Origin of the sequence: Glycomyces sp. NPDC046736 (assembly GCF_040645615.1) — a bacterium.
Taxonomy (GTDB): domain Bacteria; phylum Actinomycetota; class Actinomycetes; order Mycobacteriales; family Micromonosporaceae; genus Glycomyces.
The window spans coordinates 85773-98091 of record NZ_JBEYYO010000015.1; the positions used below are offsets into that span (position 1 = coordinate 85773).

11 protein-coding genes and 1 riboswitch are annotated in these 12319 nt (G+C 71.9%); of the genes, 9 read left to right on the top strand and 2 right to left on the bottom strand.

Translation table 11 applies throughout. From position 1 onward, the window contains the following. Positions 1-195: 195 nt before the first annotated feature. Positions 196-2691 carry a S8 family serine peptidase gene (locus AB0B28_RS15800; RefSeq protein WP_360121357.1) on the top strand — a complete coding sequence of 832 codons (2496 nt, stop codon included), beginning with the start codon at positions 196-198 and terminating at the stop codon, positions 2689-2691. Positions 2692-2745: 54 nt separating this feature from the next. On the opposite strand, the gene AB0B28_RS15805 is transcribed toward AB0B28_RS15800, so the two are convergent. Beyond that, positions 2746-3480: an SDR family NAD(P)-dependent oxidoreductase gene (locus AB0B28_RS15805; RefSeq protein WP_360121359.1), complete on the bottom strand. Its 735-nt coding sequence runs from the start codon at positions 3478-3480 to the stop codon at positions 2746-2748. A 77-nt stretch (positions 3481-3557) separates the two neighbouring features. Continuing rightward, positions 3558-3757: riboswitch (cobalamin riboswitch) on the top strand. A 40-nt stretch (positions 3758-3797) separates the two neighbouring features. On the opposite strand from AB0B28_RS15805, the gene metE reads away from it, so the two are divergent. The 7 genes from metE to tsaD all read left to right on the top strand — a co-directional run bounded on the left by metE (position 3798) and on the right by tsaD (position 11245). Beyond that, complete coding sequence (metE, locus tag AB0B28_RS15810) at positions 3798-6029, top strand: 5-methyltetrahydropteroyltriglutamate--homocysteine S-methyltransferase (RefSeq protein WP_360121361.1); 2232 nt, start codon at positions 3798-3800, stop codon at positions 6027-6029. A 99-nt stretch (positions 6030-6128) separates the two neighbouring features. Continuing rightward, positions 6129-7298: an alanine racemase gene (gene alr / locus AB0B28_RS15815; RefSeq protein ID WP_360121363.1), complete on the top strand. Its 1170-nt coding sequence runs from the start codon at positions 6129-6131 to the stop codon at positions 7296-7298. Positions 7299-7340: 42 nt separating this feature from the next. Then, positions 7341-8543: an alpha/beta hydrolase gene (locus AB0B28_RS15820; protein WP_360121365.1), complete on the top strand. Its 1203-nt coding sequence runs from the start codon at positions 7341-7343 to the stop codon at positions 8541-8543. Positions 8544-8554: 11 nt separating this feature from the next. Continuing rightward, the gene (gene tsaE, locus AB0B28_RS15825; RefSeq protein ID WP_360121367.1) at positions 8555-9076 is read left to right on the top strand and encodes a tRNA (adenosine(37)-N6)-threonylcarbamoyltransferase complex ATPase subunit type 1 TsaE; all 522 of its coding nucleotides are present in this window, start codon (positions 8555-8557) and stop codon (positions 9074-9076) included. After that, positions 9073-9729 (top strand): tRNA (adenosine(37)-N6)-threonylcarbamoyltransferase complex dimerization subunit type 1 TsaB, encoded by a 657-nt coding sequence (gene tsaB / locus AB0B28_RS15830; protein WP_360121369.1) that lies wholly within the window; start codon positions 9073-9075, stop codon positions 9727-9729. Before tsaE ends, tsaB begins: the two co-directional genes overlap by 4 nt. Before the next feature lie 20 nt (positions 9730-9749). Continuing rightward, entirely contained in the window at positions 9750-10190 is a 441-nt protein-coding gene (rimI, locus tag AB0B28_RS15835) for a ribosomal protein S18-alanine N-acetyltransferase (protein ID WP_360121371.1), read from the top strand. Then, complete coding sequence (gene tsaD / locus AB0B28_RS15840; RefSeq protein ID WP_360121373.1) at positions 10187-11245, top strand: tRNA (adenosine(37)-N6)-threonylcarbamoyltransferase complex transferase subunit TsaD; 1059 nt, start codon at positions 10187-10189, stop codon at positions 11243-11245. Before rimI ends, tsaD begins: the two co-directional genes overlap by 4 nt. Before the next feature lie 4 nt (positions 11246-11249). Here tsaD and AB0B28_RS15845 read toward each other — a convergent pair whose 3' ends face one another. Continuing rightward, positions 11250-11654 (bottom strand): DUF6463 family protein, encoded by a 405-nt coding sequence (locus AB0B28_RS15845; protein ID WP_360121375.1) that lies wholly within the window; start codon positions 11652-11654, stop codon positions 11250-11252. 59 nt (positions 11655-11713) lie between these two features. Here AB0B28_RS15845 and AB0B28_RS15850 point away from each other — a divergent pair, with 59 nt between their 5' ends. After that, the gene (locus AB0B28_RS15850; protein ID WP_360121377.1) at positions 11714-12301 is read left to right on the top strand and encodes a TetR/AcrR family transcriptional regulator; all 588 of its coding nucleotides are present in this window, start codon (positions 11714-11716) and stop codon (positions 12299-12301) included. Positions 12302-12319 lie beyond the last annotated feature (18 nt).

Below are 12319 nucleotides of genomic sequence, written 5' to 3' on the forward strand. Positions count from 1 at the left end.
AAGGTTAGTACCACTCGCATATCGGGCGCAACCCTCGGTGAGGGAATCCATATCGGCGGTCCGACACGCACCCGCTCCGGGCCTGCAAATGCGCCGATCCGCACCCCGCATGGCCCACGATCGAGGTCCTGCCAAAGCTGCCGGTCGGGGGCCGCGTTCGGCGCCCGACCGGCACGAGTCGAGAGGGACACCCCGATGCCGGGCTCCAGCCCCACATTCCGCTTCGCGCGCCCGATCGCGCTGAGCGCGGCCGCGATCGCACTGTTCGCCTCCGTCGGCACCGCCGAGGCCAAGGACGACGCCGGGCCCGCGCAGGTCTGGCTGGTCGAGCTCAGTACCGGCGCGGGCGCTTCGGCGCTCGAAGCGGTCGGGCACGACCTGGACTTCGAGATCCGGCACGACTTCGCGCGGGTGTGGAACGGTGTCTCGGTCGAGGCCGACGCGGCCACGGTCGAGCGGATAGCGGGCCTGGACCTGGTCGAGCGGGTGTGGACCGACGTGGTGTTCACCGGCCCGGCCCGCGTCGGCGCAGATCGCACCGAGGCCGCGGTTCCCGAACTGGCGCAGGCGATCGCGACGACTCGAGCAGACGAGGCGCATGCCCGCGGCGTGACCGGCGAGGGCGTCAGGGTCGGCGTGATCGACTCCGGCGTCGACTACACCCACCCTGACCTGGGCGGCTGCTTCGGCGAGGGTTGCCGGGTGGCCTACGGGACCGACTTCGTGGGCGACGATTTCGACTCCGACGACCCGGACAACGCCGAGGCCGACCCCGACGAGGACCCGATGGACTGCGGCGGCCACGGCACGCACGTGGCCGGGATCGTGGGCGCGAGCGGGACGGTCACCGGAGTGGCCCCGGGCGTCACCTTCGGCGCGTACCGCGTGTTCGGCTGCGAGGGCTCGACCAGCGGCGAGGTGATCATGCAGGCGCTGGAAGCGGCCCTGGTTGACGGCATGGACGTCGTGAACCTCTCGCTGGGCCAGTCGTTCCAGTGGCCGGGCTACCCGACCGCGGTGGCCGCCGACCGGCTCACCGAGGAGGGCGTGACCGTGGTGGCCTCGATGGGCAACGACGGCGAGGCCGGGGTCTACTCCGGCTCGGCCCCCGGCGTGGGCGAGGACGTGATCGCCGTGGCCTCGACCGACAACCCGTCCCAGCGCATGAGCGCCGCGTTCGTCCCCGCGCTGGACCGCGCGATCGGCTACAACACGCTCGACGCCGCGACCGAACCGGAGACCGGCGAGACCTCCGACCCGCTGGTGTGGCTCGGCCGCGCGTGCGCCGACGACGCCTCGGAAGGCGACGTGAACGGCAAGGCCGCCTTGGTCGTTCGCGGCACCTGCACGTTCAAGGAGAAGTACGAGCGGGCCGTGGCCGAGGGCGCGACGGCCGTCGTGGTCTACAACGACCGGTCGGGCCCGTTCGGCGGCCAGGGCGTCGAGGACCAGGGCGTCCCGGCGATCGCGGTCACTGACGCCGACGGCGAGGACCTGCGGGACCTGGCCGAGATCGGCAAGGCCCCGGTCCTGGAGTTCACCGGCGACACGGTCCTGGTCGACCTGCCGCGCGGCGGCTACACCTCGTCGTTCAGCGCTTATGGCCCGGCCCCGGATCTCGCGTTCAAACCTGACGTGACCGCGCCGGGCGGGGGCATCTGGTCGACCGTGCCGGTCGTGGACGGCTCCTACCGGTCGATGTCGGGCACTTCGATGTCGGCCCCGCACGTGGCCGGGGCCGCCGCGCTGCTGCTCGGCGCCGAACCGCGCCTGGACCCGCGCGACGTGCGCACCCGCCTGGCGAACTCGGCCCGGCCGGTCGCGTGGGGCGACAACCCCGACCTGGGCGAACTCGAAGCGGCGCACCGGCAGGGGACCGGTCGCATCGACGTGATCGCCGCGCTCGACGCCCGCGCGAGCCTCTACCCGACCGGGGTGAACACCGGCGACGGCACCGAGGCGCGCACGTTCGAGCTGACGCTCACTTCAAGCGACCGCCAGGCCCGCGACTACGAGTTGAGCCACGAGTCGACGATCGCCACGACCGGCGACGTGCGCGACCCCGGTTTCCATGCGGCCGAACCGGAAGTGACGTTCGAACCTGAGACGCTTCGCCTCTACCCGGGCCAGTACGCCACGGTCGCCGTCACGGTCACGCCCAGCGAGGAGCTCCCGCTCGGCAGCGTCTTCGGTGGCCGCGTCACCGCCACCCCGAACAAGGGTGAGGCGCTGACGGCCGCGTATTCGGGCTACCAGGGCGACTACCTCGCGATTCCGGTCCTGGAGCACCCGGAGTACCCGCGCCTGGGCGCGGTCGTGGGCCAGGACCCCGAGACCCGCGAGTTCGAGTACCGCGACTTGGAGGACGGCGAGACGTTCAGCATCGCCGACGGGCCCCAGCTCGCGGCCCTGGTCTACCTGGGGCACCAGGTCGCCTCGCTCGAAGTGAGCGTCGCCAACGCCGATACCGGCGAGGAGGTCACGTGGGACCGCGAGGCGTTCCTGCCCCGCTCCCCCGGCCCGGCCGACGCGATGGGGATCCACCTGGCCGACCTCGCCGAGCAGCGTCCCGACGCGTTCGAACCGGGCCGCTGGACGCTGACGGTGCGGGTGCTCAAAGCCCTTGGGGACGAAGCGAACCCGGGCCACTGGGAGCAGTGGACCTCACCGGAGTTCACCCTCACCGATTGAGCGAACGACGCGGGCGGCCGGGCATCCAGTGCCCGGCCGCCCGCGTCGTATCCGTCAACTGCGTCGGTGGACGAGCTGTGCGCCCGCCTGGTCCCTCGGGGTGATCGTGATCTGGTCGATGTTCACGTGGGCCGGGCGGGTGGCGATCCAGGTGATCGTCTCGGCGATGTCGGCGGCGGTCAACGGGGTCATGCCCGCGTAGACCGCGTCGGCCCGCTCCTGGTCGCCTTCGAAGCGCACCAGGCTGAACTCGGTCTCGACCATGCCCGGGTCGATCTCGCACACCCGCACCGGCTGCCCGAGCAGCTCCATGCGCAGCACCCGCGTGAGCGCGGCCTCGGCGTGCTTCGCGGCGTTGTAGCCCGCGCCGCCCGGGTAGGGCTGGTGGCCCGCGATCGAACCGACGACCATGACCTGGCCGTTGCCCGAGGCCACGAGCTTCGGCAAGAGCGCCTTGGTGATCCGTACCGTGCCGAGCACGTTCACGTCGTACATCCGCTGCCACAGTTCGAGGTCGGCCTCGGCGACCGGCTCGAGCCCGAACGCGCCGCCCGCGTTGTTGACCAGGACGTCGCACCGCTCGACCTGCTCGGCGAAAGCGGCCACCGAGGCCTCGTCGGTGACGTCGAGCGCGATCGCCCTCCCGCCGGACTCGGCCGCGACCTCGGCGAGGCGGTCAGCGCGCCGGGCCCCCAGGACCACGTCGAAACCGGCTCCGGCCAAGGCTTTCGCGGAGGCCGCGCCGATCCCGCTGCTGGCCCCGGTGACTACTGCTACAGGTCGATTCATCGGCCCGACACTACTCGCCGCGCTGGCCCCGTCCCACACTCCGGCCGCGACCGGGCAGGTCGCCGGGCCGCGGCCGTACCATCGGTGGCGACGCTGGTTCCGAGCGGTGCGAGCCGCCCGGCCAAGAGGGAATCTGGTGCGAATCCAGGACTGCCCCGCAGCGGTGAGAGGGAACGAAACCCGCCATGAGCACTGGGCCCGGCCTGGGAAGCGGCGGGAAGTAGGCATCGGAAGGCGCCCTCGAGTCCGAATACCTGCCCGCGTACCGCGCGCGACCGCGCGCGGTCCCGTTGTCGCACGTTCGAGGGAACTGACACATGACCAACCGCATTGCCGTGCGCGCCACCGCACTCGGATACCCGCGCATCGGGTCCGGGCGCGAACTCAAACGCGCGCTGGAATCCTATTGGGCCGGGCGCACCGGCGCCGCCGACCTGGAGGCGGCCGCGGCCGCCGTCCGCGCCGAGATGCTCAAGGACCTCTCGGTGCTCGACTCGGTGCCGACCGGGACCTTCTCCTACTACGACCACGTGCTCGACACCGCGTTCGCCGTCGACGCCGTCGCCCCCAGGCACCGCCGCGAGGACCCGCTCGACGCGTACTTCGCCGCCGCCCGCGGCGACGCGTCGGCCGCGCCCTTGGAGATGACCAAGTGGTTCGACACGAACTACCACTACCTCGTGCCCGAGATCGGGCCCGAAACCGCGTTCGAGGCCAAGCCTGAGAAGGCCGTCGCCGAATACCTCGAAGCGCGAGCGAAGGGCCTGGACGCCCGCCCGGTGCTCCTCGGCCCCGTCTCGTTCCTCCTGCTGGCCAAGGCCTCCGAAGGCGCTGACGGGTTCCGGCCCTTCGACCGGCTCGGCGACCTCGTCGAGGTCTACGTCGAGATCCTCGGCGCCCTGGCGAAGGCCGGGGCCGGCCTGGTGCAGCTCGACGAGCCCGCGCTGTGCGCCGACCGCACGGCGGCCGAGCTCGAAGCCGTCGAGGCCGCCTACCGCCGCCTCGTCGGCACCGCCGAGATCCTGGTGACCGGCGGCTACGGGCCCTTCGGTGAATCGCTCCCGGTGCTCCTGGAGGCCGGCGTCGAAGGCGTCGCGCTCGACCTGGTCCGCGGCCGCGCTGACCTGGAGACACTGACGACACTTGATGTTTCACGTGAAACATTTTTGGTGGCCGGAGTGATCGACGGCCGCAACATCTGGCGCGCCGACCTCGCCCGGGCCGCGGCCGACGTCGCCGCGTTGCGGCAGCTCAGCGACCGCGTCGCCGTCGGCTCCTCGTCCTCGCTCCTGCACGTCCCGGTCGACCTGGACGCCGAGACCGCGTCCGACTCGCTCCCCGCGGCCCTGGTCGAGCGCCTCGCGTTCGCCCGCCAGAAACTGCGCGAGATCACCGCGCTCGCCAACCCCGAAGGCGACCGCCACGAGCGCACGCCCGCGCCCGAGGCCTGGCGCGACGAAGCGGTCCGCTCGCGCCTGGCCGCGCTCGGCCCCGACGCCGACCGCCGCGCGCCCTACAGCGAACGCCGGGACGCCCAGGCCGCCCGCGTCCCGCTCCCGCCGCTGCCGACCACCACGATCGGCTCGTTCCCGCAGACCGCCGAGCTGCGCAAGGCCCGCGCCGCCCACCGCCAGGGCCTGATGATCGACGCCGACTACCAGGCCCGCATGCGGGCCGAGGTCGCCGAGGTCATCGCCGAGCAGGAGAAGCTCGGCCTCGACGTGCTCGTCCACGGCGAACCCGAGCGCAACGACATGGTGCAGTACTTCGCCGAGCAGCTCACCGGCTTCGCGACCACCGCCGCGGGCTGGGTCCAGTCCTACGGCTCGCGCTGCGTGCGCCCGCCGATCCTCTACGGCGACGTGGCCCGCACCGAACCCATGACCGTCGAATGGACGACCTACGCGCAGTCGCTCACCGCCAAGCCCGTCAAGGGCATGCTCACCGGGCCGGTCACGATCCTCGCGTGGTCCTTCGTGCGCGACGACCAGCCGCTGGCCGACACCGCCGACCAGGTCGCGCTCGCTCTGAGGGACGAGGTCGCCGACCTCGAAGCCGCCGGGACCGCGATCATCCAGGTCGACGAGCCCGCGCTGCGCGAGCTGCTGCCCGTGCGGGCCGCTTCGCGCGCGGCCTACCGCGACTGGGCCACCCGCTCGTTCCGCATCGCGACCTCCGGGGCCGCCTCGGCCACCTCGATCCACACGCACCTGTGCTATTCGGAGTTCGGCGAGGTCATCGACGCGATCGCCGCCCTGGACGCCGACGTGACCTCGATCGAGGCCTCCCGCTCCAAGATGGAGGTCCTCGCCGACCTCGACGCCGCCGCCTACCGCAGCGCGGTCGGACCTGGCGTGTGGGACATCCACTCGCCGCGCGTCCCCGCCGTCGAGGAGATGGCCGCGGCGCTGCGCCTGGCCGTGGCCGCGCTCGGGGCCGAACGCGTGTGGGCCAACCCCGACTGCGGGCTCAAGACCCGCCGCTACGAAGAGGTCCGCCCCTCGCTCGCCAACCTCGTCGAAGCCGCCAAGCTCGTCAGGGACGCTTAGAGCTCGGCCGGGGCCGGGCGCACCAGTCCGGCCCCGCATCACACCCGAGCGCGTCACCGCCTGCCCCGCATACGGGCCCGCGCCACGTACCCTTGCAGTGTGGCGATCGACAATTACCGCATCCTGTCTGAACCGGTGCAAGGCGGCATGTCCGGCCTGGCCAAGGCCAGCATCGACTGGCGGCGCCTCGCGCACAACGTCGAAGCGCTGGCCCGCGCCGCGGGCGTCCCCATGATGGCGATGGTCAAGGCCGACGGCTACGGCCACGGCATGCTCCCCACCGCCCGCGTGGTGGTCGAGGCCGGCGCCGCGCGCCTCGGCGTCGCCACCCTCCGCGAAGCCTGGCAGCTGCGCCGCCTCCCCGAATTCGCGAACACACCCGTGATGGCCTTCGCGTGGGCCCCCGAGCAGGCCGGACTGGCCGAGACGCTCGCCGCCGGAGCCGAAGTCGGCGTCTCCTCCCTCGCCCAGCTCGACGCGATCGCCGCCGCTGCCGAGACCAACGCGGCCCCCGCCCGCGTCCACCTCAAAGGCGACACCGGGATCTCCCGCGGCGGCGTCCCCGAACACGAATGGGAGCCCTTCGCCGAGGCCGCGGCCAAGCACCAGGCCGCCGGGCACCTCCACGTCGTCGGCGCCTGGTCCCACCTCGCGTGCGCCGACGAGATCGGCCACCCCGCCAACGATGAGCAGAAGGCCGCGTTCGAACGCTTCCTCACCGCCGTGGCCGCCGCCGGGATCACCCCCGAACTGCGCCACCTCGCCAACTCAGCCGCGCTCATCGCCGATCCCCAGACCCGCTACGACCTCGTGCGCCCCGGCATCGCCCTCTACGGCTACAACCCGGTCCCGCAGTTCCCGCTCGACCTCAAACCCGCGCTCGAACTGCGCTCGACCGTGATGACCGTCAAACGCCTCCCCGAGGGAACCGGCATCTCCTACGGCCACACCGTGCACCTCGAACGCGACACCACCGTCGCGCTCGTGCCCCTCGGCTACGCCGACGGCGTCCCCCGCGCGGCCTCCGGCAGCGCCGAGGTCTACCTCGCCGGGCGCCGCCGCCGTGTCCTCGGCCGCATCTGCATGGACCAGTTCGTGGTCGACTGCGGCGACGACGCCGTCAAACCCGGCGAACCGGTCGTCCTCATCGGCGCGGGCGCGCAGCACCCCGACGCCGACGACTGGGCCGCCTGGGCCGGGACGATCCCCAACGACGTCCTCACCGGACTGGGCTCGCGCATCCCCCGCTGGTGGAACCGGGGCCTTTGAGACGCTTCGCAGCAGGTACCTCTTGAAACGAGTCGAGGCCGAATGAAACACAGGCAGTCCCACGGTCCCTCGCGCCGCGCCCGCGGATGGGCGGTCGCCGGAGGCGTCACCGGCGGCATCGCGCTCGGCGCGGCGCTGGCGATCGGGATCCCCCGCTACGTGGCGCGGCGCACCCGCGCCTCGTCGTCCGACCCCTACGCGCACGAGCCGTTCGAGCTGCCGCCGACCAGCTCGGTGTTCACGCTGCGCACCGAGGACGGCGCTCCGATCCACGTCGAGACCGTCGGCCCCGACGACGCCGACCTGACGGTGGTGTTCGCTCACGGCTACATGCAGGACATGAACACCTTCTACTTCCAGCGCAAGGCCGTGGCCGAGGCCACCGGCCTGTCGATGCGCGCGGTCCTGTACGACCAGCCCGGCCACGGGCGATCGGGCCCGCTCGCGCGCACCGAGTACACGATCGAGGACCTCGCGGGCATCCTGCACGAGGTCCTGGAGTCGGCCGCGCCCTCAGGGCCCCTGGTCCTGGTCGGGCATTCCATGGGCGGCATGACGATCCAGGTGTACGCCAGGCTCCACCCCGAGGTGTTCGCCGAGCGCGTCAAGGGCGTGGCGTTCCTGTCGACCAGCGCCGCCGGGCTCGACACGGTCGAGACCAAGCCGATGCGGGCGCTGCGCCGCCTGCGGCGCACCGTGCTGCCGATGCTCCAGCAGGTCGCGGGGTGGACCCCGGACCTGATCGACCGCTCGCGGATGCTCGCCGGAGACCTCGGGTGGCTCTTGACGCGCCGCTCGTCCTTCGTGACCGCCAACCCGCCCGCGTCGATCGTGTCGCTGGTCGAGCGCATGAACCGCGGCACGTCGATCCAGTCGATCGTCGGCTATGCGCGAGCTATCCTCGACCACGACGAGACGGCTACATTGCCGCTGTTCAAAGGCTTGCCGACGCTGGTGGCGGTGGGGGATTCCGATCCCTTGACGCCGCCGGAGCATTCGCGGCGCCTCGCCGAAGCGCTTCCGGGTTCGCGTCTGGAGCTCATAGGCGAGGCGGGTCACTCTCCGCAACTGGAGTACCCTGGTGAGATCTCACAACACTTGTTGGAGATGATCGACAAAGTCGCGGCCGAGATCGGCGATGGCTCCACCGCCGCCCCTTGTCCCCCGGTGCGGGAGGACGCAGGCAGGGGACGCCGGCGTTGGACCCCGTTCTCGCGACCGTACGGTCCCCGGCTCGAATCCTGACGCCCGGACCGATGAAACAACGGCGCCGCTTTGGCGCCCGTGCACTTGGAGGAGTGAACGTGAGGCTGACGCTCCAGACGGCCGAAGACACCCACGAGTTCGGCCTGCGCCTGGCTGCGGTCCTGCGCGCGGGCGACCTGGTGATCCTCACCGGCCCGCTCGGCGCGGGCAAGACCGCCCTCACCCAGGGCGTCGGCGCCGGGCTCGGCGTGGAGGGGCGCATCACCAGCCCCACGTTCGTGATCGCGCGCTCGCACCGGGCCGGCGCTGCCGGGGTGCCGCTGGTCCACGTGGACGCCTACCGCTTGGAGAGCCTCGACGAGCTCGACGACCTCGACCTGGACACCGACGCCGAAGCGGCCGTGACCGTGGTCGAGTGGGGCGCGGGCCTGGCCGAGCGCCTGGCCGAGTCGCACCTGGAGATCGCGATCGAGCGGCGCGCCGACGAGGTGCGCGAGGTCGTCCTCTGCGGTCGCGGCGGCGACTGGGCCGAGCGATTGGCCTCGCTCCAGCCGGTGGGCGCGGCCGCATGAGGGTGCTCGCGCTCGACACCGCCACCAGCGCGGTGCAGGCGGCCCTGGTCGACCTGGACGACGACGAGCTGTTCTTGACCGCGTTCCGCCGCGAGGTCAACAGCCGCGGCCACGTGGAGCGGCTCGCGCCGTTCATCGAGGAGTGCCTGGCCGAGGCCGGACGCACCGTCAAAGACATCGACGCGGTGGTCTCGGGGGTCGGGCCCGGCCCGTTCACCGGCCTGCGCGTGGGGATGGTCACGGCCGCGGCGTTCGCCGACGGCGCGGGCATCCCGGTCTACGGGGTCTGCTCGCTGGACGCGATCGGCGGGAACACGCGGGGCCGGGCGCTGGTCGCGACCGACGCGCGCCGCAAGGAGGTCTACTGGGCGGTGTACGAGGACGGTGTGCGCGAAGGCGAACCGGACGTGTGCAAGCCCGCCGAGCTGCCCGACACCGGGGCCGACTACGCGATCGGCGAGGGCGCGAGCCTGTACGCCGACCAGCTGAAGGTCCCCGCCGAGACCGCGGCGGTCTACCCCGACCTCGTCAAGCTCGTGGAGCTGGCCGGGCCGAGGCTCCGCGAGGGCGCGCCGAGCGAGAAGCTGACGCCCTTGTACCTGCGCCGCCCTGACGCGCAGATCGCGGCCGGGGCGAAGCAGACGGGCGCTTGAGCCCTGGTATTGCTTGAGTCATGAATCTGCGGATCGAGCGGCTGCGCTGGTGGCATTTGTCTGCGGTCGCGGCCATGGAGATCGAGATCTTCGGGCCCGAGGCGTGGAGCGAGGCCGTGCTGTGGACCGAGCTGTCGGCCGGGCACGACTACCGCGCGGTCTTCGACGGGGAGCGGATCGCGGGGTACGCGGGGACTGCGTACAGCGGTGACGAGGCGTGGATCAACAACATCGCGGTCGACGCGGCGTACCGTCGGCGGGGGATCGCCAGGGCTTTGATGGACGATTTGATCGCGCGGGCCCGGGCGGGCGGCGCGAAGGCGCTGTTCCTGGAGGTCGCGGTGGACAACGCGCCCGCGCAGCGGCTGTACGACGACTACGGGTTCGTGGGGCTCGGGGTGCGCAAGAACTACTACCAGCACACGGGAACCGATGCGGCCGTGATGAGGAGAGACCTGTGAAGACCGAGCCTGTGGTGATGGGCATCGAGACCTCGTGCGACGAGACCGGGGTGGGGATCGTGCGCGGGCACGAGTTGCTCGCCGACGCCATCGCGTCCTCTGTGGACGAACACGCGCGGTTCGGCGGGGTGGTGCCCGAGGTCGCCAGCCGCGCGCATCTGGAGGCGATGGTGCCCACGGTCGAGCGCGCGCTCGACGACGCGGGGCTGACCCTCGCCGACCTGGACGGGATCGCGGTCACCGCGGGCCCGGGCCTGGCCGGGGCGCTCATGGTCGGGGTCGGCGCGGCGAAGGCCTACTCGATCGCGACCGGGGTGCCGCTGTACGGCGTGAACCACTTGAGCGCGCACATCGCGGTGGACACGCTGGAGAACGGCCCGATCCCCGAGCCGGCGATCGGGCTCTTGGTCTCGGGCGGGCACTCCACGATCATGATGGTCGAGGACCTGGCCGGGAAGGTCACGCAGCTGGGCGCCTCGATCGACGACGCGGCGGGCGAGGCCTTCGACAAGGTCGCGCGCCTGCTCGGCCTGCCCTTCCCCGGCGGGCCGTACATCGACAAGGCCGCAGGGGAGGGCGACCGCGCGTTCGTGCAGTTCCCGCGGGGCCTGTCGGCGGCGAAGGACATGGAGAAGCACCGCTACGACTTCTCGTTCTCGGGGCTCAAGACCGCGGTGGCGCGGTGGATCGAGGCCCGGCGGGCCGAGGGCGAGAACGTGCCGGTGAACGACGTGGCCGCCGCGTTCCAGGAGGCGGTGTGCGACGTGTTGACGCGCAAGGCGATCCTGGCCGCGAAGGAGCACGGCGTCGAGACGCTGCTGCTCGGCGGCGGCGTCGCGGCCAACTCACGGCTGCGCGGCATGGCGGCCGAGCGAGCCGAGGCCGCCGGAATCACGCTGCGCCACCCGCGCCCGAAGCTGTGCACCGACAACGGCGCGATGGTCGCCGCACTCGGCTCCCACTTGGTGGCGGCCGGAGTGGCCCCGTCCCGCATCGATTTCCCCGCGAACTCCTCGATGGACGTAGAAGTGGTGAGCCTCGCCGAGCGGTTGTAGCCGTTCAGTTCTGGCCGGCGGCGACGCGTTCGGCCGCGGCGGCGCGGCGGACGCCGACGAGGTAGAGCACCGAGGCGATCACGCCGAGGATCCACGGCGACGGCAGCAGGATGACGGTGCAGCACACCGTCCAGGCCAGGAGCGCCCAGCCGATGAACGCGGGCGGGACGATGCCGCGCCGTTGCGTCCACAGGACCGCGAGGCCGAGCACCACGAGCGGCGGGCCGAAGCTGCCGATGGTGAGCCAGTAGGCGGCCATGCCCTGGCTCATCGTGATGACGCCCTCGTCGGGGCCCCACAGGACGCCGGTGAACCAGGTCCCGGCGTGGTCGGCGAGGGTCAGCGCGAGGGCGAGGAGCGTGTGCCCGGTGCCGAGGAAGACGAGTATCCGTCCGGACCACTTGATCATGACGCCTCCTAATTACGGAACTAATAGTTTCGATACTGCCGGTTCCCTATCATAGGAAGATGCCGAAACCGAAGCAAGCCGCGGGCCGCCCCCGCGACAGTCAGGTTGATCACGCCATCGCAAGCGCCACACGCGAACTCCTCGCCGAACGCGGCTACGCGAAACTCACCGTCGACGCCGTGGCCGCCCGCGCGGGGGTCGGCAAGGCCGCGATCTACCGGCGCTTCGACACCAAGCAGGAGATGATCTTCGCGGCCTCGGTCCACGACATGGAGGAAGCGCCCCCGCCCGACGCCGGTTCGCTGCGCCACGACCTCGAAGCGGTGTGCGCCACGATCGGCGCCCAGCTCGCCCAAGCGCCGCCCGACGTCCTCCACGGACTCCTGGCCGACGTCCACGGCGACACCGCGCTCGGCGCGAAGTTCACCGCCACTTTCATTCAGCGCGAACGGTTCGTCATCGAGACGGTGCTGGCCAGAGCGGTCGAACGAGGCGAACTCGCCGCCGCACCCGACGCGGCGATCGTCCACGCGATGCTCACCGGCCCGGTGTTCTTCTGGCTGCTCATCCTCACCGGCGACCACGCTCGCCTGCCCGAGCTCACCGCCCAGGTCGCCGACTCCGTGTCGGCCTCGCTCACCGCCTGAACTCACGCTGGTCTCGGG